The organism is Hymenobacter terrigena (genome assembly GCF_054776515.1).
This window is the reverse complement of sequence record NZ_BAAHBU010000001.1, coordinates 1311559-1337401: the sequence shown is the minus strand read 5'-3', so window position 1 is coordinate 1337401 and position 25843 is coordinate 1311559. Positions and strand designations below refer to the sequence as shown.

21 protein-coding genes are annotated in these 25843 nt (G+C 59.1%); 10 read left to right on the top strand and 11 right to left on the bottom strand.

From position 1 onward, the window contains the following. Position 1: 1 nt before the first annotated feature. From gldG to ACYU7Q_RS05455, 4 genes are all read right to left on the bottom strand, one after another. Complete coding sequence (gene gldG, locus ACYU7Q_RS05470; protein ID WP_460608420.1) at positions 2 to 1732, bottom strand: motility-associated ABC transporter substrate-binding family protein; 1731 nt, start codon at positions 1730 to 1732, stop codon at positions 2 to 4. After that, positions 1732 to 2457: a gliding motility-associated ABC transporter permease subunit GldF gene (gldF, locus tag ACYU7Q_RS05465; protein WP_196288277.1), complete on the bottom strand. Its 726-nt coding sequence runs from the start codon at positions 2455 to 2457 to the stop codon at positions 1732 to 1734. Before gldF ends, gldG begins: the two co-directional genes overlap by 1 nt. 145 nt (positions 2458 to 2602) lie before the next feature. Then, complete coding sequence (gene gldA / locus ACYU7Q_RS05460; RefSeq protein WP_460608419.1) at positions 2603 to 3511, bottom strand: gliding motility-associated ABC transporter ATP-binding protein; 909 nt, start codon at positions 3509 to 3511, stop codon at positions 2603 to 2605. A 1-nt stretch (position 3512) separates the two neighbouring features. Next, the gene (locus ACYU7Q_RS05455; protein ID WP_460608418.1) at positions 3513 to 4205 is read right to left on the bottom strand and encodes an SDR family oxidoreductase; all 693 of its coding nucleotides are present in this window, start codon (positions 4203 to 4205) and stop codon (positions 3513 to 3515) included. A 27-nt stretch (positions 4206 to 4232) separates the two neighbouring features. Here ACYU7Q_RS05455 and ACYU7Q_RS05450 point away from each other — a divergent pair, with 27 nt between their 5' ends. After that, positions 4233 to 5030 (top strand): head GIN domain-containing protein, encoded by a 798-nt coding sequence (locus ACYU7Q_RS05450; protein ID WP_460608417.1) that lies wholly within the window; start codon positions 4233 to 4235, stop codon positions 5028 to 5030. 14 nt (positions 5031 to 5044) lie between these two features. Here the strand turns inward: ACYU7Q_RS05450 and ACYU7Q_RS05445 are convergent, their stop codons facing one another. Then, positions 5045 to 5776 (bottom strand): SDR family oxidoreductase, encoded by a 732-nt coding sequence (locus tag ACYU7Q_RS05445; RefSeq protein WP_460608416.1) that lies wholly within the window; start codon positions 5774 to 5776, stop codon positions 5045 to 5047. Between the two features lie 90 nt (positions 5777 to 5866). On the opposite strand from ACYU7Q_RS05445, the gene ACYU7Q_RS05440 reads away from it, so the two are divergent. Both ACYU7Q_RS05440 and ACYU7Q_RS05435 read left to right on the top strand, forming a co-directional pair. Further along, positions 5867 to 6598 (top strand): MlaE family ABC transporter permease, encoded by a 732-nt coding sequence (locus tag ACYU7Q_RS05440; protein WP_460608415.1) that lies wholly within the window; start codon positions 5867 to 5869, stop codon positions 6596 to 6598. A 117-nt stretch (positions 6599 to 6715) separates the two neighbouring features. Next, positions 6716 to 7531: an ABC transporter ATP-binding protein gene (locus ACYU7Q_RS05435; RefSeq protein ID WP_460608414.1), complete on the top strand. Its 816-nt coding sequence runs from the start codon at positions 6716 to 6718 to the stop codon at positions 7529 to 7531. 74 nt (positions 7532 to 7605) lie between these two features. Here the strand turns inward: ACYU7Q_RS05435 and ACYU7Q_RS05430 are convergent, their stop codons facing one another. From ACYU7Q_RS05430 to ACYU7Q_RS05415, 4 genes are all read right to left on the bottom strand, one after another. After that, complete coding sequence (locus ACYU7Q_RS05430) at positions 7606 to 8142, bottom strand: metal-dependent hydrolase (RefSeq protein WP_460608413.1); 537 nt, start codon at positions 8140 to 8142, stop codon at positions 7606 to 7608. 126 nt (positions 8143 to 8268) lie between these two features. After that, positions 8269 to 8901: a bifunctional nuclease family protein gene (locus ACYU7Q_RS05425; RefSeq protein WP_460608412.1), complete on the bottom strand. Its 633-nt coding sequence runs from the start codon at positions 8899 to 8901 to the stop codon at positions 8269 to 8271. 219 nt (positions 8902 to 9120) lie between these two features. Beyond that, a complete protein-coding gene (locus ACYU7Q_RS05420; protein ID WP_460608411.1) occupies positions 9121 to 10098 on the bottom strand; it encodes an electron transfer flavoprotein subunit alpha/FixB family protein in 978 nt (325 codons plus the stop codon). A 124-nt stretch (positions 10099 to 10222) separates the two neighbouring features. Then, positions 10223 to 10963, bottom strand: a complete 741-nt coding sequence (locus ACYU7Q_RS05415; protein ID WP_460608410.1) for an electron transfer flavoprotein subunit beta/FixA family protein — start codon at positions 10961 to 10963, stop codon at positions 10223 to 10225. 154 nt (positions 10964 to 11117) lie between these two features. Between ACYU7Q_RS05415 and ACYU7Q_RS05410 the strand changes: the two genes are divergently transcribed. The 7 genes from ACYU7Q_RS05410 to ACYU7Q_RS05380 all read left to right on the top strand — a co-directional run bounded on the left by ACYU7Q_RS05410 (position 11118) and on the right by ACYU7Q_RS05380 (position 22888). Next, positions 11118 to 11456, top strand: coding sequence for a tetratricopeptide repeat protein (locus ACYU7Q_RS05410; protein WP_460608409.1), 339 nt, complete (start codon positions 11118 to 11120; stop codon positions 11454 to 11456). Between the two features lie 251 nt (positions 11457 to 11707). Then, positions 11708 to 12469 carry a DUF937 domain-containing protein gene (locus tag ACYU7Q_RS05405; RefSeq protein ID WP_460608408.1) on the top strand — a complete coding sequence of 254 codons (762 nt, stop codon included), beginning with the start codon at positions 11708 to 11710 and terminating at the stop codon, positions 12467 to 12469. A gap of 136 nt (positions 12470 to 12605) precedes the next feature. Beyond that, the gene (locus ACYU7Q_RS05400) at positions 12606 to 13913 is read left to right on the top strand and encodes a TolC family protein (RefSeq protein ID WP_460608407.1); all 1308 of its coding nucleotides are present in this window, start codon (positions 12606 to 12608) and stop codon (positions 13911 to 13913) included. 84 nt (positions 13914 to 13997) lie between these two features. Then, on the top strand, positions 13998 to 15077 hold the full coding sequence (locus ACYU7Q_RS05395) for an efflux RND transporter periplasmic adaptor subunit (protein ID WP_460608406.1): 1080 nt from the start codon (positions 13998 to 14000) through the stop codon (positions 15075 to 15077). A gap of 113 nt (positions 15078 to 15190) precedes the next feature. Further along, a complete protein-coding gene (locus ACYU7Q_RS05390; RefSeq protein ID WP_460608405.1) occupies positions 15191 to 18355 on the top strand; it encodes an efflux RND transporter permease subunit in 3165 nt (1054 codons plus the stop codon). 216 nt (positions 18356 to 18571) lie between these two features. Then, a complete protein-coding gene (locus ACYU7Q_RS05385; RefSeq protein ID WP_460608404.1) occupies positions 18572 to 21721 on the top strand; it encodes an efflux RND transporter permease subunit in 3150 nt (1049 codons plus the stop codon). Between the two features lie 117 nt (positions 21722 to 21838). Continuing rightward, positions 21839 to 22888, top strand: a complete 1050-nt coding sequence (locus ACYU7Q_RS05380) for a class I SAM-dependent methyltransferase (protein ID WP_460608403.1) — start codon at positions 21839 to 21841, stop codon at positions 22886 to 22888. Between the two features lie 67 nt (positions 22889 to 22955). On the opposite strand, the gene ACYU7Q_RS05375 is transcribed toward ACYU7Q_RS05380, so the two are convergent. Both ACYU7Q_RS05375 and ACYU7Q_RS05370 read right to left on the bottom strand, forming a co-directional pair. Continuing rightward, complete coding sequence (locus tag ACYU7Q_RS05375) at positions 22956 to 24443, bottom strand: lipopolysaccharide biosynthesis protein (protein WP_460608402.1); 1488 nt, start codon at positions 24441 to 24443, stop codon at positions 22956 to 22958. A 35-nt stretch (positions 24444 to 24478) separates the two neighbouring features. Continuing rightward, the gene (locus tag ACYU7Q_RS05370) at positions 24479 to 25798 is read right to left on the bottom strand and encodes a polysaccharide deacetylase family protein (RefSeq protein ID WP_460608401.1); all 1320 of its coding nucleotides are present in this window, start codon (positions 25796 to 25798) and stop codon (positions 24479 to 24481) included. Positions 25799 to 25843: the final 45 nt, after the last annotated feature.

Here is a 25843-nt window from a genome sequence, read left to right as displayed (position 1 = left end):
TCTATACCCCAAACGCCGCATACCGCCGCTTGCGCCGCCACGCCCGCACGGCCCCAAACACGCCCAGCAGCGCCAGCGGCGCGCCGAGGTTCAGCAGTTGCCAGCGGCGGCGCTGCTCGGCCAGCTTCACTTTATCGAGGGGGCGCAGGGTGATTTGCTTGCCGCGTACGGCGATGAGGCCGGTTTCGTCGAGCAGGTAGTCGGTGGCGTTGAGGACTAGCTCGCGGTTGGCAAATTCGGTGTTGGCGAGGCGGTCGAAGCCCAGGCGGTAGGGGTTGCCGGTTTTGGGGTCGATATCGGAGCGGATGAAGTCGCCATCGGAAATGACCAGAATTTTGCTGGGCTTGGCGTTAGCTGGCTTTTCGGGCTGGAATTGCAGGGTGCCGGGCCGGGCGCGGTTGGCGAAGAGTGAGGTAAACTGTCCTTCGAGCAGGTAGCCCACCGACTGAAAACCCTTCTGGTAGAGCTTGGGATTGGGTTCGAGGCGCGCGTCGTTGAAATTGATGGGCACCGGGGCGGGCAGCACGCGGGTGTAGCGCGAGGTGGTCATCAGCGGGGTTTTGCGGATGCCGGTGGCCTTCACCGTGTCGAGGTTGCCCACGAATTTCAGATATACCGCGTCGAGGTTGCGGGTGATGGGGTGGGGGCTGAACCGGTTGATGAGCGGGTAGAGCTGCCAGGGCATGGGCTCGATTTTGGGCTTGTTGCCCTCCATGCCCGTCACGAGCGGAATCTGGCCGCTGTTGAGGTCGAGCAGCAGGTTGGGGTTCAGGCGCAGGCCGTATTTGAAGAACAGGTCGTCGAGGTTGAGGTTGTAGGGCGTGGCCAGTGCGGCCCCGTTGCGGCCCACGCTGTCGAGGTCGACGCGCAGCGCATCGACGAAAAACAGCGCCCGGCCGCCCTGCGTGATGAACTGGTCGAGCTTGAACTTGTCGTCTTCGGAGTAAGGCGTTTTGGGCTGGGCCACCACGATGGCATCGAGCGCGCTCAGGTCCTTCACCTTGCTCAGCGTCACGCGGAATACATCGTACTGCTGTTGCCAGCTGCCGAGCATGTCACCGGCCTGCACGTTGGTCAGTTCGCCGTGGCCTTCCACCACGCCAATGCGCTTGCGCAGGGCTGGCACCAGCGAGCGGATGGTGCTGGCCAACTCGTATTCCAGCCCTTCGATGCTCTGGTTGAGGCGCACTTCGGCCGGGGCAGCTTGGTTGCCGCGCAGCAGCAGGACCGATTTATCGTGCCCGCCCACGCTCACCACGGCGTAGGGAAAAATGATTTTCTCGACGCGCTTGCCGTTTTCGGTGGCACCGAGGTTGGTGGGTTTCAGGCCTTTTTTGAAGAGGGTTTGGTAGAAAGCATTGCGGGCAGCTTCGGTGCTGCCGGCGCTCGGGTCGATGAAAATGTAGTTCAGGTTGGCCCCGCCGTAGACCTGGAATTCGGTGAGGGTTTCGCGCACGCCCTGCTCCAGGCGGCGGAAGGCGGGCGGGAAGTCGCCGGTGAGGTACACCGTGACGGTGACCGGCTGCTTGAGGTCGCGCAGCAGGGCCTTGGTGGCTGGCGACATGGTGTAGCGCTTTTCTTCGGTCAAATCGAGGCGGAAGAAGAAGCGTTGGGCAATAAAATTGAACAGCAGCAACCCGCCGATGATGGCAGCAAACGTGAGCAGGTCGCGCTGCTTGCGCGAGGTCGGGGCAGGAACCGCAGCCGGAGAAGTAGTCAACGTATTTTCCATTACCAGTTACGACTCCGTAAAGCCAGGCGCGTGGCCTGCAACGCCACGGCCACCACGCTGAAGAAATAAACCAAATCACGCGAGTCGACCAAGCCCTTGCTAAGGTCGCGGTAGTGCGCCGCAATGCCCAACTGGCTCACGTAGTATGCCGAACTGCCTTGCAGCACCGAGGCCAGCGAATCGAAGCCCGAATACACCAGAAAACAACCCACCACCGCCACCAGAAAGGCAATAATCTGGTCGCGCGTGAGGGCCGAAGCCAGGACGCCAATGGCTGCAAACACCGCTGCCAGCAGCGCCAGCCCCAGATAAGAGCCCACCGTGGCAGCCGAGTCAATATTACCCTCCGGACTGCCCAGCTTATACACCGAATAATAGTAGAGCAGCGTGGGGACCAGCGCCAGCAGCGCCAGCAGCAGGCAGGCCAGGTACTTGCCGCCGATAATCTGCCCATCGGTGAGCGGGCGGGTCAGCAAAAGCTCAATGGTGCCGGCCTTTTTCTCCTCGGCAAACGTGCGCATGGTGAGGGCCGGAATCAGGAACAGGAAAATCCACGGGGCCAAGTTGAAGAGCGTTTGCAGGTCGGCGTAGCCGTAGTCGAGCACGCTGCTATCGGGGAAAACCCAGACAAACAGGCCCGTCGCCACCAGAAATACCCCCAGCACCACGTAGGCCACGGGGGAGTTCAGGAAAGCGTTGAATTCTTTTCTTAGAATGGTAAGCATTTATTCTCGTTTGTCATCCTGAGCGCAGCGAAGGACCTTATCACATCTGCTTCATCAGAACTAGCCAAATCAATTTGATTACTGCAAGCTGTTTGCCCGTCATAGGGTCCTTCGCTGCGCTCAGGATGACAGGCGACTAAAATAGTTACTTCGTTAATTCCCCAAAGACCTCCTCCAGACTCTGCTGCTCCTGCCGCAGCCCCAATAAAATCCAGCCTTCCTGCCCGGCCAGGCGCGACACGGCGGCGCGCACGTCGGTGCCCGGCGCGGTACGCAACAGCACCGCACCGTCAGTTGCCAGCTCCACGTGGCGCACGTTGGGCAGCTTGGCCAGCTTGGCGGAATCCACCGCGCCTTCGAACTCGGCGCGCACCACGGTTTCGCCGGCAGCGCGGGCGGCCAGCTCGGCCACCGGGCTGTCGGCCACCAGCTTGCCGCGGCTGATGATGAGCACGCGCGAGCACAGCGCCGTGACTTCGGGTAGAATGTGGGTGCTGAAAATGACGGTCTTATCCTCGCCCACCTCGCGGATAAGCTGGCGGATTTCCAGAATCTGGTTGGGGTCGAGGCCGGTGGTGGGCTCGTCGAGGATGAGCACGTCGGGGTCGTGGATGAGGGCCTGGGCCAGGCCTACGCGCTGCCGGTAGCCTTTGCTGAGCGCGCCAATCTGCTTGTTCTGTTCGCGGCTCAGACCCACGCGGCGCACCAACTCACTCACGCGGTTGCGCAGACCGGAGCCGTTCAGCCCGTGCACTGCCCCAATGAATTCGAGGTACTCGTGCACGTACATGTCGAGGTAGAGCGGGTTGTGCTCGGGCAGGTAGCCCACGTGCCGGCGCACGGCCAAACTGTCCGTGAGCACGTCGTAGCCGGCCACGCGCACGGTGCCGGCGGTGGGAGGGAGGTAGCCGGTGGCAATTTTCATCGTGGTGCTTTTGCCCGCGCCGTTCGGCCCGAGGAAGCCCACGATTTCACCCTTGCCCGCCGTGAAACTGATGTTATCCACGGCATTCTGGGTGCCGTAGGTTTTGGTCAGGTGCTCGATTTCTACCATATTATTTGACCTGCGCCGGGCGCAGCTGAATTTCGGAAATCATCGTCGTGTCCGGCGCTTCGATGGCGTGTACAATGGCGTCGGCAATGTCTCCGGGCTGCATCTTGTAGGGGTCGGGCGTGGTGCCCGGTTCTTTGCCGTTGAAATTGGTTTCAACCGAGCCAGGCATGACGCACGTCACGCGAATACCAGCCGGTCGTACTTCCTTAAATAACGCATCCGAAAAGCCGCGCACCGCAAACTTGGTGGCGCAGTAGCCCGACATGCCGGCCGTCCCCGCCGTGCCGGCCAGCGACGCCACGTTCACGATATGGCCCGCGTGCTGGCTCTTCATCTGCGGCAGCACGGCGCGGGTGCAGAGGAAAGTGCCCAGTACGTTGGTATCGAACATCGTTTTCCAATCTCCGGTCTTGAAGCCGTCGACCTCGCCCATAATGCCCAGACCGGCGTTGTTTACCAGCACATGAATCTCGGGTCCTAACTCGCGCTGCGTGTTAGTAAAAGCTTCGGCGATGGAATGCTCGTCCCGCACATCGCACTCGAAAAACTGGAAACGGTCGTGCGTCAGGCCTTCGGGCGCAGTGCGCGCCCAGCCGGCCACAGCCGCGCCGCGCGCCAGCAGGGCTTCGACGGTGGCGCGGCCAATTCCTTTGCTTGCGCCCGTGACGATGGCAACTTTACCGGTGAGGTCCATTTATCTTTGGGAAAAGTAAGGCTGAATATGTGCGATACGAGTTTGCGGCCGCAAGTTAGCGGCCTGGGTGGGTTTGGGGTACTGCGTGGGCTGGGCCGCATCGGATTCGGCCTCACGCTGATGCTTGGTTTGAGCACCTGTGGTCCTGGCCACGGCACCGATTGCCTGAAAAGCACCGGCACCATCGTCACCCAGCGCCGCGACGTAGATGCCGGCCTGGTCACCGTCACGGCCTTCGACAACGTGGACCTGCGCCTGGTGCAGGATACCCAGACCTACGCCGAAGTGCGGGCCGGCGAAAACCTTATCAGCGACATCGTGCTCACCCGCAAAGGCAATGCGTTGGAAATTAACAACACCAGCACCTGCAACTGGGCCCGCAGCTACGACACGCCCCGCGAAGTGACGTTGCACGTGCCACGCATCACCAACGTGTTTTTGCGCGGCCAGGGCAATACCAGCACCGTGGGCCAATTTGCGCAGGACACCATCTTCTTTCACCTCATCGGAGCCGGCGACATGGACCTGACGGTGCAGTCGAAATACCTGTTCCTCGACCAATACGAGTTGGGTGATATCACCGTTCGCGGCACAACCGAGTTTATGAATTTCACGCTGGGTGGTTCCGGCCGCTTGTTTGCCCAGGGCATAACGCCGCAAAATTGCTATTTCAAAACCACCCGCGACAGCGACGGCGATGCCCATGTCCGGGCCTCTGCTAACCTGGGCGGCACGGTGGCTGGCAATGGCACGCTGTTTTACGGTGGCGCGCCTACGTTCACCGATATCAAAGTAACCGGCAACGGCCGCACCAAGGCTGAGTAACCCGGCGGCTCATCCTACAAATCCCCCAGCTGCGGCCGAATCAGCAACTCCTCCACCACGGCGTGCGGCGACAGGGAAAAGGCCGAAAACACTGCCTCCGCCACGTCTTCGGCTTGCACAAACCGCTCCTTGGGCAGTTCCACGCCCGCCCAGCTGGCTGTGAGCGTGGGGCCGGGCAATACGGCCGTGACGCGCACGCCGCTAGCTTTCAGTTCCTCACGCAGGTTTTTGGTGAAGCCCAGCAGCGCGTGCTTGGCAATGCCGTAGGAGCCGCCGTTGGGGTAAGCCGTGATGCTGGCCGTGGAGCAAACCGTGAAAATGTGCCCGTGGCCCTGTGCAATCAGGCCCGGCAGCAGCGGCAGCGTCACATCATAAGCACTCAATAAATTCACGGCCAGCATCTGGCGCAGCTGGGAGCCATCGGTGGGCTCGTCCTGCAAGCGGCCGGGAATGAAGGCCCCCGCGTTGTTCACCAGCACTTCCACCGGCAGGCCCAGGCCCAGCACGAAGGCCACGAAACGGGCGCAGTCGGCCTGCTGGCTGAGGTCGGCGGGCAGGGTGTGGAGCACGGCCCCGGGAACATCGGCCTGCAATTCGGTTGTAAGCGCGGCCAGGTCGGCGGCCGAGCGGGCGCAGGTGGCCACCGGGTAGCCGGCCCGCAGAAAGCGCGCCACCACGGCGCGACCAATACCTTTGCTGCCGCCGGTGACGACAATTAATTTTTCGCTCGTTTGGGCTCTGTTCATCTGATTTACGTAAGGTGGCGAAGCCTCTGAAGTTTCGCCTGCGGCAACCGCCGCGCCCAAACTTCGGTTTTTATTCCTCAACAAATTCTCATGCTTAAAACTTTCGGCTCGTTTGTCCTTTTCCTGCGGGGCATGGTCACGCGCACGGAGCGATTCAGCGTCCTCTGGAACCGCACCATCGACGAAGCCATCCTCATCGGGGTCGATTCCATTGTCATCGTGTCCATCGTGTCGGCCTTCATCGGGGCCGTTACCTGCGTCCAGATTGCCTATAACCTTACCAACCCGCTCATTCCGCAGTCCACCATCGGCTACATGGTGCGCGAGATGACCATTCTGGAGCTGGCCCCCACCATCACCAGCATCGTGCTGGCAGGCAAGGTGGGCAGCAGCATCGCCGGTGGTCTGGGCACCATGCGCATCACCGAGCAGGTGTCGGCGCTGGAGGTAATGGGCATCAATTCCACGTCTTATCTGGTGTTGCCGCGAATTCTGGCGGCGCTGCTCATGTTTCCGCTGCTGGTTATTCTGGCCATGTTGCTGTCTATTCTGGGCGGCTACTTGGCCGGCACCCTCACCGGCGTCATGACGGCCCAGGACTATATCGAAGGCATCCGTACCGATTTTATTCCTTACAACATCGTTTTTGCCCTCATCAAGGCCGTGGTATTTGCCTTCTTGGTATCGGGTATTTCGTCCTTCAAAGGCTACTACACCACCGGCGGTGCCCTCGAAGTAGGCGCAGCCAGCACCGGTGCCGTAACCAATTCCATTATTGCCATCCTCATCGCCGACTTCGCCCTGGCGGCGCTGCTGCTCTGATTAAATGGGTGGATGGTCGAATGGCTAAACGGTTGAATTGATTGGTTGCTTTCATTAGTAAAGACACAAATAATCAATTCAGCTATCCAACAATCTCAACAATTCATCAATCAAATAATGATTGAAGTATCCAACATCGAAAAATCCTTCGACGGCACGCCCGTGCTGAAAGGCATTTCGTGCGTGTTCGAATCCGGCAAGTGCAACCTGCTGCTCGGCGGCTCGGGCACCGGCAAAAGCGTGCTGCTGCAATGTATTGTGGGTCTGATGAAGCCCGATATCGGCTCCATCACCTTCGATGGCACGGTGTACACCAACAGCAAGATTGATATCCGCCAGGAAATCCGCCGCAAAATTGGGATGCTGTTCCAGGGCTCGGCCCTGTTCGACTCCATGACGGTGGCCCAGAACGTGGAATTCCCGCTGCAGATGCTGACGCCCGAAATGTCGCCCGAAGAGCGGCGCGACCGGGTCGAATTCTGCTTGAAGCGCGTGGGCCTTGAAAATGCCGGCAACAAGATGCCCGCCGAAATCTCGGGCGGCATGAAGAAGCGCGTGGGCATTGCCCGCGCCATCGCCCCGCAGTGTACTTACTTGTTCTGCGACGAGCCCAACTCCGGTCTCGACCCGGCCACCAGCATCAAAATCGACAACCTGATTCACGAAATCACCCACGAGTACAACATCACCACCGTCATCGTGACCCACGACATGAACTCGGTGATTGAGATTGGCGAGCACATCATCTTCCTGCACCAGGGCAAAAAACTCTGGGACGGCACCAATGAAGAAATCCTGAACGCCAAAGTCCCCGAGTTGCGCGACTTCATCTTCAGCAGCAGCCTCGTGCGCGCCGCCAAAAGAGTCGATGAAGAAACCGAAGGCGGCATGGCCGCTTTTGCCGAAGAAAGCGAATCCGGCGGCGGTATCTAACTCGGAATTTCCGCTACAGAAAAGCCCCGTTTCTCCGTAGAGACGGGGCTTTTCTGTAGCGGAAAAGGGCGGTGTTACTCTTTTGGCAACAGTAATTCCAGGTGCGCCAAATGGTGCCGGCCATGCCAGGCATAGAGCGCCAGCGCTTGGTCGAGCGTTGACTTACGCTGGTTGCCGGGGTGGTAGAACGTGCGCTGCCATTGCTCCTCCGTGAGGTGGTGCAGCAGCGTGACCCAGCGCGAATGCAGGGCCTCCAGCAGCGTGAGCGACACGGTGATGGGCGTGGCGGCTGAATCGGGTAGCTCGGCCCAGGCCTGCTCGTCGTAAGGGCTGATGGTGGGATTGTCCTCCGTCAGGGCCAGGCGGAAGCGCACGTAGCTGTTGATGTGCGAATCCGCGACGTGGTGGATTACCTGGCGGCCAGTCCAGCCACCGGGGCGGTAGGGGCGTTGCAGGCCCTCGCCACCCACTTTGCGCGCCATGGCCGTGAGCTGGGCCGGCAGCTCCGCCAGCTGTTGAATCAGCGCCGTGCGCTCGGACGGGGCGAGGGGGCCGGTGGGCAGCTGCGGCCGGCCAATGGGGTATTTCAGTGAGTCGTTCGATTCATTCATAGCTGCAAAGAAAACAAAAGCGCTGCCCCGAACAGAGGCAGCGCTTTCAAAAGCATCAGTAACAGAAACGGGAAAACGGAACCACAAAAAGTCTGTTTGAGTCCGTTAAAACCGCTTAATCTGTAGTTAGCCGTTGCGCTTGTTGAGCTCGTCGCGGATTTTGGCGGCTTTTTCGTAGTCCTCTTTTTCGAGGGCCTGGGCCAGCATTTTGGTCAGCTCATCCAGCGAAACCTGGCCGCTTGGCTCGCGGGGCTCGGGCTGGGAGCGGCTGGCGCGGGGCGAGTCCGTATCGTTGTCGTCGTCCTCGTCTTCATCGTCCTCTTCGGCTTCGCTTTCGGCCTCATCGAGGTCAGAAAGGATGATGCCAGCTTCGCTCAGCACGCTTTCCACCGTGTAGATGGGCACGCCGAAGCGCAGGCCAATGGCAATGGCATCGGAAGGACGAGCGTCGATATCGAACGTAGTAGCCCCGTCGGAACACACGATGCGCGAATAGAACACGCCTTCTTTGAGGTCAGAAATCACCACCTCCAGAATTACAACGTGCACGTGCTCGGCAAACGACTTGAACAAGTCGTGGGTGAGCGGCCGATTGGGACTAATTTTTTCTATCTGAATGGCAATGCTTTGTGCTTCAAACATGCCGATAATAATGGGCAAGCGGCGGTTGCCGCCCTTCTCGCCCAGAATCAGCGCGAAGGAGCCAGATTGCGACTGGCTGGACGAAAGCCCCAGGATTTCAAGCTGGATTTTTTTCAAGGGAATAAGGAACTAGGAACTGGGTGTCTTGGAAGCGGAAAGGTGGGAGGGGCCGGGCCAAAGCCGGTAGACAGGATGTACGTGCAAATAAAGAAAAGTCCAGGCATCTGCGGCCAAAACCTGCCGTAGAAACCGGAAATGCCGAAAAAAGATTGAGGACCCGGCCCGGGGCTTCTTGCGAAAACCACCGGACCGAGTCCCCAATGCCTGCACATAACCCTAGTTAAGGGCCTTTACAGCGGCGGTTAGCTTGGGCAATACGTCAAAAACGTCGCCCACGATGCCGTAATCGGCCGCTTTGAAGAAAGGCGCTTCCGGGTCTTTGTTGATGACCACAATCACCTTCGAGCTGTTCACGCCGGCCAGGTGCTGGATGGCGCCCGAAATGCCGCAGGCAATGTACAGATTCGGCGAGATGGTGATGCCGGTCTGGCCCACGTGTTCGTGGTGAGGGCGCCAGTCCACGTCCGACACGGGCTTGGAGCAGGCCGTGGCTGCGCCCAAGGCTTTGGCGAGGTCCTCAATCAGGTGCCAGTTCTCGGGGCCCTTCATGCCGCGGCCACCCGATACCACGAGCTCGGCTTCGGGCAGGAGCACGCCACCGGCCTGGTCCTGCATGATTACTTGGGTAGGCGCATCGGCAAAATCAGCGTCCGATAGTTGGGCCGAGAAGCTGGTTACTTCGGCCATTTTGCCGGCATCGTGCTTGGCTTCGGTCGAGTTTTTCTTCACGGCGATGATTTTGCGGTCGCCGCTCAGCACCACGTCCGAAAACGCCTTGCCCGAGAACGCGCCACGCTTCACCGTGAACTGGCCGCCGTCGGTTTTGGGCAGTTCCACCACGTTGGTGGCCAAGCTGGCCTTCAGCCGCACCGACAGCCGCGAGCCTACCGCCGCGCCAATGTTGCTGTTGGCCAGTACGATGATTTTGGCCTGCTCCTGCTCGGCCGCCGTGGCGATGAGCTTGGTGTAGGCATTGTTCACGAAGTCTTTAAGGCGGGGCTCGGCATCGTACAGCACTTTCGTGATGCCCTGTTCGCCGAGCTTGGCCAGGCTGGCCTCTTTGGCTTCACCTACGGCAATGGCCGTGGCGGTGGTGCCCAGCTGGGCCGCCACCTGCGCCCCGTAAGAGGCAACTTCGAGCGACGACTTTTTTACTTCGCCGTCGGCGCATTCAACTACAACTAATACAGACATGGGTTTTGCTTTTTTGTCATCCTGAGCGCAGCGAAGGACCTTATCACGCTTGCGCCATTAGAATTGGGGATTGCGACGAAAGCAGCCGTGATAAGATGCTTCCTTCGTCAGCATGACAGACGGATTAAATAACCTTCGCTTCGTTGCGGAGCAATTTGATGAGCTCGCCGGCATTCTCGGCGTCGATGAGCTTCACGCCCTGCTTTTTGGGCGGCAGCGCGTACTCGGCCACGGTGGTGCGGGCAGGCTCGCCTACGGCGGGCACCACTTTCAGGGGCTTGGTGCGGGCCGTCATGATGCCGCGCATGTTGGGGATGCGGGGCTCGCACATGGGCTGCTGGCACGAGGCCACGAAGGGCGTGTTCACGGTCACGATTTCCTTGCCGCCTTCGATTTCGCGCTCCAGCGTGGCGGTGTTGCCGTTCATATCCAGTTTCATGGCCGGAGCCACCGTGGGGATGCCGAGCATTTCGCCCACCATGCCGTGTACCTGGAAGCCATTGTAGTCGATGCTTTCCTTGCCCATTAAAATCACGTCGTAGGCACCTTCTTTGGCAACGGCGGCAATCTGCTCGGCCACGAAATAGGCGTCCTGCGGCGCAGCATTCACCCGGATGGCGTCATCGGCCCCGATGGCCAGCGCCTTGCGGATGTTGGGCTCGGTGTCGGCTTCGCCTACATTCAGCACCGTTACGGTGCCGCTGCCGGCGGCTTCTTTCAGTTCGATGGCGCGGGTGAGGGCGTACTCATCCCAAGGGTTAATCACGAACTGCACACCGGCCTTATTGAACTCCTTGTTATCGGGGGTGAAAGCAATTTTGGTGGTCGTGTCGGGCACGTTGGAAATACAAACCAGAAACTTCATCTAAGCGGGATTAGGGTGGCGAAATCGAATGAAAAAGGCTGCATGCATAACAACCTGTAGTAGCTTGCCGATTGCCGGCAGCCAATCTTTACCAAGGGATATGCGAGGGAAAAGCCGCAATTTTGCCCCAAAGGTAAACAAAACTCCTGCCCTGATGAACACTCCGTCCACTCGTTTGCAACAGTTATTGGCTTTCTACGCCGATGACCCCACCGATGCTTTCACCATATATGCCCTGGCAACCGAATACCGCGCCCAGGAACCGGAGCGAGCCTGGGAATTTTATCATAAACTATTAACCGAACACCCCGATTATGTGGGGACTTACTACCACGCCGGCAAGCTATTGGAGCAGTTTGGCAAGAAGGAAGAAGCGGAGAAAGTGTACCGCAACGGGCTGAAAGTGGCCCGCGCCGCTGGCCAGCAACACGCCGCCAGCGAGCTGCTTCAGGCGCTGAACAGCTGCCTCGGACTCGATTATGAGGATGACTAAGTGACGAGTAATCGATAGTAAAACGCCCGGCAGACCGTCGGGCTTTTTTTGTTAGTTGAATTTGAGTGGGCAGGATAATCTATGATGATGCGTAGGATAAGGAAAGGAGTCGATTTCGTTCAGCAGGCAATTATTAAGCTTGGTCGGGCGAATTTTGAGTTTTACCGTGTACATAATGCTTATGCTATTACTATTTAGCTACTTTGCAACGATACCAAGCGAGAGATTCTACCACATCTTCCTGTTCTGCTATGCCTGCACTATTCGCTGCCATCACCAAGGCCTTTCCCCGGGAACTGATTAGCCACCTGGCTGCCCGCCTGGGCGAGGGCGAAAACGGAATCAAGCGTGCCGTGGATGGCGTGCTGCCCGTGATGATGGCCGGCATGGCCCGGCAAGCCGAAACCTCAGATGCCCAATTACTTTTTGAATGGAGCAGCCGAGCCTATCAAACGACGCAGTATGGGCTGGGCAGCGTGACCGGAATGCTGGGCATACTGGGCGGTGGCCGGGAAGCCGGCAGCGCCATGATGCAGGGCGAAACGCTGTTGCTGGTATTATTCGGCAATTCCTGGCAAACCATCGCGGCTTCGGTAAGCCGCTACGCGCAGGTGAAACGCACCACGGCCAGCACCTTGCTCACGCTGGTGGGGGCGGTGCTGCCGGGCCTGCTGGGCCAGTATGCCGAGCATAATCGGCTGTCGGCAGCCGCAGTGTCGGCGAGTTTAATCAGCTTTAAAAACCAGCTGAATAACCTGCTTCCCTTCGACTTGCGGGCTGTAGCCGATACCCTGGGCCTGACGGCCGACACCCAGCCAACGAAAGGCCGGAACCGGGAAGGGCGGGTTATTTCCTGGGCACTGATGCTTGCGGCAATGCTGGGCCTGTCCAGCACGCGTACGAGCCCGTTGGCCCATGTGCTGCCGGCTGGTTCCTCGCAGCTGGTGCAGGGCTATTTAATGGCCGCGCAGGTGGCTGGCGGGGTGGTCAGGCTGCCGCAAGCCATGTGGTAGCCCAGCGCATCCAGAAAGATGGCCCCGCTAAAAGTGGGTGTTCACCGAGGTTTATGGGGCGTTCAAGGGGTAAATGGAACATTCATTTTATCCTCATACACCTACCGGCACCTTTGTCAGGAAATCAACGCCAATTATGTCCCGCTTTCCTTTTCTGGTTCTTTTTGGGGCGTGGTGCCTGGCTGCTCAGCCGGCAGCTGCCCAAAGCACTACGGCTACCCCGGTTACCCCAACTGATACCGTACGCCTGACGCTGCCCGATGCCGAGCAGCGCTTTTTCCAAAACAACCTGGCCGTGCTGGCCCAGCAATACAACGTGACGGTGGCCCAGGCGCAGGCTGTGCAGGCCCGGATTATCGACAACCCGACTATTTACGTGGAACAGGATGTGCTGCGCCGCAAAATTGCCCGCCCCACCGTGCCCGAGGGCACCGTGGGCAGCGAAGCCATTGTGACGGTGCAGCAATTGTTTTCGCTGGCCGGGCGGCGCAAAGCGGCCGGCCAGGTAGCCCAGCAAAACGCTGTGGTGGAGCAGTACAACCTGCAGGACCTGCTGCGCAACCTGCGCTACCAGCTGCGCACCACGTTCTACGACATCTACTTCAAACAGCAGACACTGAAGGCTTACGCCACCGAAATTGCGTCGCTGACGCGCACCGTGGGCCTGTACCAGACGCAGTTTGAGAAGGGCAACATTGCGCTGAAGGAGGTGATTCGCCTGCGGGCTTTCCTGTTCACGCTGCAAAGCGAGCGGCAGAGCTTGCTCAATGACGTGGCCACGGACCAAACCGACCTGCACGTGCTGGTGCGCGATGCGACGGGCACCCAATTCGTGCCCTTGGTGGACGTGAACAAGACCCGCGACCTAAGCCTGAAAAACTACTCGGAGCAGCAGCTGGCCGACACGGCCCTGGTGCTGCGCACCGACCTGAACGCCCGCCGTGCCAGCGTGGAGCAGCAAAACCTGAACCTGCGCCTCCAGCAAAAGCTGGCTACGCCCGACCTGGCCGTGGGCTACACCTATGACAAGGCGGGTTCCTACATCAACAACTACAATGCGCTGACGCTGGGCATTGCGGTACCGATTTTCAACCGCAACCAAGGCAATATTCAGGCGGCCAAGGCCCAGATTGCCGGCAGCAAGCTGCTGGTGGACCAGCAGCAGCTGGTGGTGCAGAACGAGGTGCACCAAGCCTACCAGCTGGCCGCCCGCAACGACGACCTGTTTCAGAACACCGACCGCGACACCGCGCCCTTTGCGCGGCTGATGGTGGGCATCGAGCAGAGCTATGCCAAGCGAATTCTGAGCGTGGTGGAATACCTGGACTTTTTCGAGTCCTACAAGAATAACCTGGTGCAGCTAAATACCTTGCGGGCCAACCGCGTGCGGGCCTTCGAGCAACTGAATTTTGCTGTCGGCAAGCCTATTTTCCGCGCCGAATAGATTCGGCCCAGCCGCCACAACCGTCTTAATCCTGAAATATCATAAGCTGCTGGCCCAAGGCCACTGGCTAACACTTACCTCCTAATGAACCGCTCCTTTCTAGCACTGCTGACCGCCGTAACCTTGGTTGGCTGCTCCAAACCCGAAGTTAAAGAAGAGAAGAAGGAGGGATTCCGCCTCTCCGACACCATGATGCATCAAATCGTGCTCGACACGGTACGGCTGCGCCCGGTGCAGGACGAGCTGGTGCTGACTGGCGAGATTGCCACCGACGGCGACAAAACCGTGAAAGTGTACCCGCTGGTGGGCGGTGTGGTGGAGCAGCTGAAAGTGCAGCTCGGCGACAAGGTGACCAAAGGCCAGGTGCTGGCCGTCATCAAATCGGGTGAGATTGCCGACGTGCAGAACCAGACCACCGCCGCTAGTTCCGACCTTGACATTGCTCGCAAGAACCTGGCCGTGGCCGAAGACATGTTTAAGGCTGGCCTGAACTCGGAACGCGATGTGGTACTGGCCCGCGCCGAGGTGACCAAAGCCCGCGGCACGGTGGGCAAAAACGTGAAGCAGCTCAGCGTGTACGGCATCGGCAAGGATGGCATGTACGAGTTGCGGGCCCCGATTTCGGGCTTTATCACCGAGAAGAATGCGACGGACCACGAGCAGTTTAACAACGACAACGTGGGCAACCTCTTCACGGTGAGCAACCTCGACGACGTGTGGATTATGGCCAACGTGTTCGAGTCGGACATCTCGAAGGTGAAAGAAGGCTACGCGGCCGACGTGACCACGCTGAGCTATCCGGACAAGCATTTCCGGGGCAAAATCGACAAGGTGTTCAACGTGCTCGACCCCGAAAGCAAGGTGATGAAGGTGCGCGTGCGCCTCGAAAATCCCGGCTACCTGCTCAAGCCGGAGATGTACGCGCAGGTGCGCGTCGAGAACACGGAAGGAGCGAAGGCTCTGGCCGTGCCCGCCAAATCGGTGGTTTTTGACAAGGACCGCAACTTTGTGATGGTGTTCAAGGACCGCACCCACGTGGAAACCCGGCCCGTAACCATCAGCAAAACAGTGGGCGACTACAGCTACGTGAGCTCCGGCCTCAAGCCCGGCGAGGTGGTAATTGCCAAGGACCAGCTGCTGGTGTACGACGAGCTGAACGACTAATTCGATAGGGTTGAGATTGATTTCGGGCAAGGGCATTTTCGCCTTGCTCTGGGTCAAGACTGCCTTTTAAATCTGCCCAAAATTCACTGTTTCTTCACTGTTAGAAACTGAAAATGAACAAGTTTATTCAAGGCATAATTGCCTTCTCGCTTAAGAATAAAGGCTTCATCTTCCTCATGACCCTGGTGGTAGTGGTGATGGGCGTGGTGAGCTACCGGAACACGCCCATTGAGGCCTTCCCGGACGTCACCAACACAGAAATTACCATCATCACGCAGTGGCCTGGCCGCTCGGCCGAAGAGATGGAGAAGTTCGTGACCGTGCCGATTGAAATTGCGCTGAACCCGGTGCAGAGGAAGGCTTCGGTGCGCAGCACGACGCTCTTTGGGCTGTCGGTGGTGAAGGTGATTTTTGACGATGGCGTGGACGATGCCTTTGCCCGCCCGCAGGTGAACAACCTGCTGCGCGAAGTGGACCTGCCTGACGGCATCACGCCCGACGTGCAGCCGCCCTATGGCCCCACCGGCGAAATCTACCGCTACACGCTGGAAAGCAAGACTAAATCGGTGCGCGAGCTCAAAACCCTGCAGGATTGGGTGATTGAGCGCAACCTGAAAGCGGTGCCCGGTGTGGCCGACGTGAACAGCTTCGGCGGCGAGGTGAAGGACTACGAAATCAGCGTCAACCCCGGTAAGCTGCAGGCACATGGCCTCACCCCCCTCGACCTCTACAACGCCGTGCAGCGTTCCAACATCAACGTGGGCGGCGACGTGATAAATGAGGGCCAGCAGAACTACGTAGTGCGCGGCATCGGCCTGCTGAACAACATCTCCGATATCACCAATACGGTGATTAAGAACGTGAACGGGGTGCCGATTCTGGTGCGCGACGTGGCCAAAGTGACCGAAAGTGCCCTGCCGCGCCTGGGCCAGGTGGGTCGCGGCTTCGAGGACGACAAGCTGGAAGGCATCGTGGTGATGCGCAAGGGCGAAAACCCTTCGGAAGTCATATCCCGCCTCCATGATAAGGTGAACGAGTTGAACTCGAAAATCCTGCCGCCCGACGTGAAGATGAAAACCTTCTACGACCGGCAGCAGCTCATCGACTTCTCAACGGAAACGGTGATTCACAACCTGTTGGAGGGCATCGTGCTAGTTACCCTCATCGTGTTCCTGTTCATGGCCGACTGGCGCACTACGGTCATCGTGTCGGTGATTATCCCACTGGCACTGCTGTTTGCCTTCATCTGCCTGCGGCTGCGCGGCATGAGCGCCAACCTGCTGAGCATGGGCGCCATTGACTTCGGCATCATCATCGACGGCGCCGTGGTAATGGTGGAAGGCCTGTTCGTGGCCCTCGACCACAAGGCGCACGAAATGGGCATGGAGAAATTCAACAAGCTCTCCAAAATGGGCCTGATTAAGAAATCGGGGCGCGACATGGGTAAGTCGATTTTCTTCGCCAAAGCCATTATTATCACGGCCCTGCTACCGATTTTCTCCTTCGAGAAAGTGGAGGGCAAGGTGTTCAGCCCGCTGGCCTGGACGCTGGGCTTCGCTCTGCTGGGTGCTCTGATTTTCACCCTCACGCTGGTACCGGTGCTGGTGAGCATCCTGCTGAAAAAGAACGTGAAGGAGAAGGAAAACTTCTTCGTGCGTGCCGTGAACAACGGCGCCAACCGCTTCTTCCGCTTCACCTACGCCCGTAAAACGGCCACGCTCATCATTGCCTTCGCGGTGACGGCCGTGGGCCTGTATTCCTTCTCGTTTCTGGGCTCGGAATTCCTGCCAGAGTTGAACGAGGGCTCCATTTACGTGCGCGCCCAGCTGCCACTCAGCATTAGCCTGGAATCATCGAACGACTTGTGTAACCAGATGCGGCGCGTGTTCCTGAGCTTCCCGGAAGTGAGTGACGTGGTGAGCCAGACCGGCCGCCCGAACGACGGTACCGACCCCACGGGCTTCTACAACAACGAGTTTTTGGTGCAGCTCAAGCACACACCGGAGGTGGAGAAGGAGATGAAATCGAAGGCCAACCGCGAGGCGCTCGTGGAGCACATGAAGGAAAAGCTCGACCGCTTTACGGGCGTTGATTTTAACTTCTCGCAGCCGATTACCGACAACGTGGAGGAAGCCGCATCGGGCGTGAAAGGCTCGATTGCGGTGAAGATTTATGGCACCGACCTGCCAACGCTGGAAGCCAAGGCCCGCGAGGTGTACGAAGTTTTGAAAACCGTGCGCGGCATCGACGACCTCGGCGTGCTGCGCAACATCGGCCAGCCCGAGTTCCACGTCGACCTTGACGAGCGGCGCATGGCCAGCTACGGTGTGAACAAGTCGGACGCCAACTCTGTGCTCGAAATGGCAGTGGGTGGCAAGCAGGCCACCCAACTCTACGAGGGCGAGCGCAAGTTTCCCATTCGGGTGCGCTACGAGCCCCAGTTCCGCCAGACGCCGGCCCAAATCTCGGCCCTGATGGTGCCCACGCAAAACGGCAAAACCATTCCACTCTCCGAAATCGCAAATATCGGCTCCGTGACCGGCCCGAGCCTGATTTACCGCGACGACAACCGCCGCTTCGCCGCCGTGAAGTTCAGCATCCGCGGCCGCGATATGGGCTCGACCATTAAGGAAGCACAGGAGAAAGTGAACCGCCACGTAGTCCTGCCCAAAGGCTACGAGCAGAAATGGACCGGCGACTTCGAGAACCAGCGCCGCGCCCAGCAGCGCCTCTCGCAGGTGGTACCCATTTCCCTGGGCCTCATTTTCTTCATTCTGTTCATTCTGTTTGGCAACCTGAAGGATGCCGGGCTGGTGCTGCTCAACGTGCCGTTTGCCATCATCGGCGGCATCGCGGCGCTGCTCATCACGCACACCAACTTCTCCATTTCGGCCGGCATCGGCTTCATTGCCTTGTTCGGCATTTGTATACAGAACGGCGTGATTCTGATATCCGTCTTCAAGCAGAACCTGGTGAAAAAGCACTCGCTCGACCATTCCATCAACGAAGGCGTGATTTCGCGGGTGCGCCCCGTGGTCATGACGGCCCTTATGGCCACCATCGGTCTGATGCCGGCTGCGATTTCGACCGGCATCGGCTCCGAGACTTCCAAGCCGCTGGCCATCGTGGTAATCGGCGGCCTGATAACGGGTACCATCCTCACGCTCTTCGTGTTTCCGCTGGTGTTTGAGCGCTTCTACCGCTCGGAGCACACGCACTACGGCGACGACTTAGCCGCTGAGCGAGCAACCCGCGAACAATCGGTTGGCGCGCATTAACCGGCCGAACTCAACCGCCAGACATAAAGAAGCCCGCTGCCTAACAAGGCGGCGGGCTTCTTTATGTTTTTTAGCTTCATATACTCTTCACGACTTCATAAAACCCTCATTGTTTTCTCATCAACTTTTCATCAAATTCTCATTTTTCGACTGATTTCCATTTAATCAGGCTGTCGTTGCATCCTCCCGCTCCGCCGCTTCCCACTCCGCATTGGCATGAATAAGTTTATTTCCGGCATTGTTGCCTTTTCGCTGAAGAACCGCTTCTTCATCTTTTTCATGACGGCGCTGTTGGTGGCTGGCGGCACTTACAGCTACGTGCACACGCCCATCGAGGCGTTTCCGGACGTCACCAATACCCAGATGATTATCGTGAGCCTCTGGCCCGGCCGCTCGGCCGAGGAAGTGGAGCGGTTTGTGAGTACACCCATTGAGGTGGCCATGAACTCGGTGCAGATGAAGAGCAACATGCGCTCTATCAGCATGTTCGGCTTGTCGGTGCTGAAGATAAACTTTGAGGACAACGTGGAGGATTTCTTTGCGAGGCAGCAGGTAAACAACCTGCTGGCCGGCGTGAACCTACCCGTGGGCTGCGACTCGCACGTGCAGCCACCTTACGGCCCCACGGGAGAGATTTTTCGCTACACGGTGCAGAGCCGCACCGGCCGCAGCACCAACGAACTGCTGGCCATTCAGGACTGGACGGTGGAGCGGCAGCTGAAATCGGTGCCCGGCGTGGCCGATATCGCGGCCTTCGGCGGCACGCGTAAGGTGTACGAAATCAGCGTGAACCCCGCCATGCTGGCGAAGTACGACATGACGCCGCTGGAGGTGTTTGAGGCCGTGCAGAAGTCGAACATGAACGTGGGCGGCGACGTGATTGAGAAAAACTCGCAGAGCTATGTGGTGCGTGGCATCGGCCTGCTCACCAAGCCCGAAGACATCGGCAATATCATCGTCAAGGACATCAACAACGTGCCCATTCTGGTGCGCAACGTGGCCCAGGTAACGGAAAGCAATGCCCCCCGCGTGGGCCAGGCCGGCCTCGACGACCAATCGGACGTGGTGGAGGGCATCGTCATCATGCGCAAGGGCGAAAACCCCGCCGAGGTACTGGGCCGCGTGAAAGCCAAAATTGCCGAGCTCAACGAGAAGGTGCTGCCTAATGATGTGTACCTCAAAACGTTCTACGACCGCGACGTGCTGATGGACCACTGCACGCACACCGTCATCCACAACCTGATTGAGGGCATTGTGCTGGTCACGCTCATCGTGCTCATCTTCATGGCGGACTGGCGCACCACGCTCACGGTGGGCATTGTGGTGCCGCTGGCGCTGCTGTTTGCCTTTGTCTGCCTGCGGCTGAAGGGCATGAGCGCCAACTTGCTGAGTATGGGCGCTATCGATTTTGGCATCATCATCGACGGGGCCGTGGTGATGGTGGAGGGCATTTTTGTGGTACTCGACCACAAGGCTCATAAAGTGGGCATGGAGAAGTTCAACAAGCTCGCCAAGCTGGGCATGATTAAGAAAACCGGCGGCGAGCTGGGCAAGGCCATTTTCTTCTCGAAGCTCATCATTCTGACTTGCCTGCTGCCCATTTTCGCGTTCGAAAAAGTGGAAGGCAAGATGTTCAGCCCGTTGGCTTACACGTTGGGCTTCGCGTTGGTGGGAGCCCTGATTTTGACCCTGACCCTGGTGCCGGTGCTGTGCTCGCTGCTGCTCAACAAGAACGTGAAGGAGAAGCACAACCCCCTCGTGACCTTCTTCGATACGATTGTGACCAAGGCCTTTGGCTTCACCTACCGCCACAAGCTGCTGAGCTTTGGCGTGACCATGGCCATTGTGGTGGCAGGGCTGTATTCTTTCAAATTCCTGGGCTCGGAGTTTCTGCCCGAGTTGAATGAGGGCGCGCTGTGGGTGGAAACCAAGCTGCCGATGTCGTCCTCACTCACCGAGACAAACAAGATGGCGGCCAACTACCGCCGCATCCTCCGCTCGTTCCCGGAAGTGACGTCGGTGCTGTCGCAGACAGGCCGCTCCAACGACGGCACCGACCCCTCGGGCATCTACTACGTGCAGGCGCAGGTCAACCTCAAGCCCAAGGATGAGTGGAAGCGCAACATCACCAAGGAGCAGCTGATTGACGAGATGGACAAGAAGCTGAAGGAGTACCCCGGCATCATTTTCAACTACTCGCAGCCCATTATCGACAACGTGGAGGAGGCGGTGGCCGGCATCAACGCGGCGCTGGCCGTGAAGATTTTCGGCAACGACCTGAAAGAACTCGACGGCAAGGCTAACGAAGTGATGAAGGTGCTCGGTGGCGTGCGCGGCGTGAAGGACCTGGGCATTCTGCGCAACCTGGGTCAGCCCGAAATGAGTGTACGCCTCGACCAGACCCGCATGGCGGCCTACGGCGTGCAAACGGCTGATGCCCAGACGGTAGTGGAAATGGCCGTGGGCGGCAAAGCCGCGACGCAGATTTACGAAGGCGAGCGCAAGTTCGACGTGACGGTGCGCTACCCCAAGCAGGACCGCGACACCGAAGCCAAAATCGGCGAGCTGCGCGTGCCCACCATTCGGGGCGGCAAAGTGGCGCTCAAGGAAATTGCCACCATCAAAACCGAGAACGGCCCGGCCTTCGTGTACCACGATAACGGCCAGCGCTTTATCGCGGTGAAATTCTCCATCCGCGACCGCGACATGGGCTCCACCATTGCCGAGGCGCAGAAGAAAATGGACCAGACCATCAAGCTTGGCAAGGGTTACCGCATCGAGTGGGCCGGCGAGTTTGAGAACCAGGTGCGGGCCACCAAGCGCCTGAGTCAGGTGGTGCCGGTGTCGCTGGTCATCATCTTTATCCTGCTGTTCATCACCTTCGGCAACGGCAAGGATGCGGCGCTGGTGCTGGCCAACGTGCCGTTTGCCCTCATCGGCGGCATTGCGGCGCTCCACATCACGGGCGTCAACTTCTCGATTTCGGCGGGCATCGGTTTTATCGCCTTGCTCGGGATATGTATTCAGAACGGTATTGTGCTGATTACGGTGTTCAAGGAAAATCTGCGGAAGAAGTTGAGCCTGACCCACAGCCTGATGGTGGGGGTGGCCTCGCGCGTGCGCCCGGTGGTGATGACGGCCCTCATGGCCATGATTGGCCTGTTTCCGGCGGCGCTCAGCACCGGCATCGGCTCCGAAACGCAGAAGCCGCTGGCCATCGTGGTAATCGGCGGGCTGGTGACGGCCACGGTGCTCACGCTGCTGATTTTCCCGCTCATCTTTGCCTTCTTCTACCGCGAGATGCATCAGGATGGCCCGGCCCCCAAGCGCGTGGAGGAAGAGCGGCCGGTATTGGTGGGAGCGTAGGCCTATAGCGTGGACTCTGCGAGTCCGCGCTGCCTTGGGAATAACTTCGGGCCGACAAACCAGTTGTTCCCGTCATAACGTATTTTCCACCTTAGCTATCGATTTCTTCCTCTAGATATGGCCAGCCCCAACACCCATGCCCAGGTCCAGGACTACTACGGCACCCAACTCCAAACCAGTCAGGACCTGCTCACCAACGCCTGCTGCACCGACGACATCCCGCTGGCCCATCGCCGCATTTTGTCGCAACTCGAGCCGGAGGTACTGGAGAAATACTACGGCTGCGGCGTGTGCATTCCGGATGCCATTGAAGGGATTACGGTGCTTGATTTGGGCTCCGGTTCGGGCCGCGACGCTTACCTGCTTTCCAAGCTGGTGGGTGAAAACGGTCGCGTTATCGGGGTGGATATGACGGAGGAGCAGCTTGATGTAGCCCGTCGCCACATCGACGCCCATACCGTCACCTTCGGCTATGCCAGGCCCAACGTGGAGTTTCGCCACGGTTACATTGAGGATTTGAAGTCAGCCAACATCCCCGACAACAGCGTGGATTTGGTGGTGAGCAACTGCGTACTCAACCTGAGCACGGACAAGGAAGCCACGTACCGCGAAATCTTCCGCGTGCTGAAGCCCGGCGGCGAGCTATTTATCGCCGATGTATTTGCCGACCGCCGCGTGCCGGAAGTCCTGCGGCAGGACCCGATTTTGTATGGCGAATGCCTGAGCGGGGCCATGTATACCGAGGATTTTCGCCGCCTGCTGCTGCGTCTGGGCATCAACGACTACCGCCTGATGAGCAGCCGTCGCCTCACCATCAACAACCCCGAGATTGAGGCCAAAGTCGGCAATATCGGCTTCTACTCGCTCACGGTGCGCGCCTTCAAGCTGGATATTGAGGACAAATGCGAAGACCACGGCCAGGTGGCTACTTACTTGGGCACGGTGCCCGGCCAGCCCCATCAGTTCGTGCTCGACGACCACCACACTTTCGAAACCGGCCGCCCCATGCTGGTGTGCGGCAATACCGCCGCCATGGTGGGTGAGACGCGCTACGCACCGCACTTCAAAGTGCAAGGCGATACCAGCCAGCATTTCGGCTTGTTTGATTGCGGGCCGTCGCCGGTAGCGGTGGCCGCGGGCGAGGCAGTGAGCGGCAGTTGCTGCTAGATAGCCTCGTTTATCCCCCTTAAATAGTGGAGGGTGGGCCGTATGGCTCACCCTCTTTTTATGGTCCTTAGCGCGTCAGACGGGCTCGTAGGGTAGCCAGCAGGGCTGCCGCCTCCGGGGCGGTACCCGTCAGCAGTACCCCTGTGCCATACAGCACCGTGAGCACCCCGCCGCGCATGAGCAGTGTGAGCCAGGCATTGCCGGTAGCGGGCAGAATCCAGGCTACAAATCCGGCCCCGGCTGCTACCGCTAGAATGCGCACGGTACTGCCATCGAAAGGCTGCATGCCATAGTTGCGCCATACAAACCACGTCCGGACGGTATTGATGCTGACCAGCGCGATGCAGTAAGCCAAAGCTGCGCCGGCCAGCTTCATGTGCGGAATCAGGAGCCAGTTGAGCACGACCACAGCGGCGGCGAGCGAGATATTGAACACCAAATCGAAGCGGTAGCGCGGCGAAGTGGCCACGATGATGCCATTGACGCCGGTAATGCCATCGAACAGCCGGCCCGCCAGCAGCAGCAGTACCGCCGAGGTGCCCGCGGCGTATTCGGGGCGATGGATGAGACTGTAGATAAAGTCAAGATTCAGCCCGATGCCTAGCGCCAGGTAGCAGCCCAACAGTGTGTTGATGCGGGTGCTGCGGCGGTAGAAATCAGCCATTTTGGCCATGTTGTTCTCCTTCCAGTATTCGGCAATGAGCGAAAAGGCCGTCTTGTAGAGTGCCCGAAAGGGCAGGACGAGGGCCGTGCTTACATTGGTGGCAATGAGGTAGATACCGGCCGCGGCTAGGCTTACCTTGGTGCCCACCATCAGGCTGTCGATGTTGAGCAATACCGTGCCCGAGATATTGCTCAGCAGCACAAACGCCCCAAAACCCAGCATCTCACGTATGGGCTTGATGCGCAGGGCCGCCCGCGTGGGCCGCAGGTGCAATTCGCCAATGGCCGCCAGGTAAATGGTCAGCAGCACCGCCACCACCGCATACGCCCCCACGTAGGCCAGCACGAAGCCGTGGAAGCTGATAACTCCTTGGCTGTAAGCCACGGCCGCGCCCACCAGCATCAGCCGAAGCAGGATTTCCTGGCAAAACGAGGAAAAAGACGTGTGATAGAGCGACCGCAGATAAGCATCCTGCAACGAGCCCAGCATAATGCAGCCCGCAAGCGCAATAGCCGCCAGGTAGTGCGGCGAGAGCAAGGCTGCATCACCTTTGGCGTACCATTGCAGGAGCAGCGGCTTGCCCACCAGCATGGCCAGTGCCACCACCACAAACCCCAGCAGCGGCGGCCCCAGCAGCAGCGGGAAGAAGCCCGCGTGGTTGCGCCCCTGGTTCCTGAAAAAGGGGAAATACCGGATGCCCATATTGGCAAAGCCGAACGACGCCACCTGCGCGCCAATGGTAGCCAATGGCAGCAAAACGCTGGCCGTCAGGCCAATCTGCGCCGGCGAAAGTAAGCGCGGCAGCACCAGAATGGTGTTGGCGAAGCCGATAGCCAGGCCGACGTAGGAAATCAGGGTATTGCGGATGCCCTGGCGCTGAACAATGCCCAATTAGAAGAAGGGTGAAGGAGTGAAGAACCGGTTGATTAGGCTAGGAATTGTTGCCAAATTTCGCGGCCAGTGAGAAATGCTACCCCGCGCTGCTGTAAATAGCCCATGATTTGGGCAAATTGGCGCGGACCGGTGACGGTATTGGCCGGGTCGAAATGGTCGTTGTGCCAAAGCAGCGTCAAGACTCCGCCAAACTGTTCAATTTCGACCAGCATGGGTCGCAATGCCGGCAATATGTCCTCCGCTTGCAGCTGCAAATAATTGGGATGGTGCAGCGTGGCATCCATCACGTTGAGCGGGATTTCCAAAAAGTTGTGAGCAGTGCCAGTAGCAAAATCGAACGGGTAGAACGGATGACAGTAGGAATTGCGAAAGCCAAAATGCTCGGCAAAGCCCAGGGTAGAATCGTAGGGAAACCCCTTGGCCGCCTCTACAATAGATGGAGTTTGGCGCGGCTCCCAACGCAGGTAGTGAAAGCGTAGCCCCGTGGTGCCGTGCTGCAGGCGCTCCACCTCATGCGCCAGGGGCGCCGCCGTAGTGGCCGTGCCGATACTGCCGTGTAGACTGATTTCGCAGCCCCGCTGCTTCAGTGCCTCGAGCCGCCGAAGCAGCGCCGTCGAAACCGCGTAGTCGGCATTAGGCGTGCCATCGGCTCCGGGCCGGGACTCGGGCAGGATAAAAAAGGTGGACCTGGCCCCATACTCTGCGGTTGCGGCGGCCACGCCTTCCAGGTTGTCCCAGACATCGGGCCGGGTAATGTGCCGCCACAACTGCTGCCCGACCTTTAGGAACTGTCCCTGCCGGAGCATGGCTTTGGCCGGGGCCTTCCAACCGCTGCGCAGGCTGTCGATGTCGTGGCTGATAAAAGCGGCGAAGAACGCGCCACCGGCCCACCGGCGGGGCTGCAATGGCTGGCCAATGACGTGCTCCACCGCCGTTTTCAGCACGTCGAAATAGTAGTTCACCACCGGCAGCGCCACGAAATCGTACCGCTTTTGGACGCTGGCCGCGTAGGGAAAACGTCCGTGCCGGTCGCGTGCATCCGAGAAATATTCCTGCCAGCCGCTGAGCAGGTAGAAAGCCGCTGAGATGACATCGGCGTTGACAACCGCCCTGCCTGTGGGCATGTCAAGCAGCGGCGCTTCTGGCTGGCTATCGAAGAAGAAAGGCACCCGCTGCCCAGCCCAGTCGCGGTAATTCGGGGCAGACGGATAGGGGGGGCTTTGGGCCTGAAAAAAGTCGCCCGCCAGGTCAGTCACTTCAATAGGCCGCTGGCTCCCGACGTAGCCAATCAGTGCCGCAGGCACGTTCACATAGGCCAGCCGAAAATGTCGCAACACATAGTCCAGCCGCATTTCGGCAGAAACCGGAACGGCACTTATCGGAGGCAATGCAGTAGC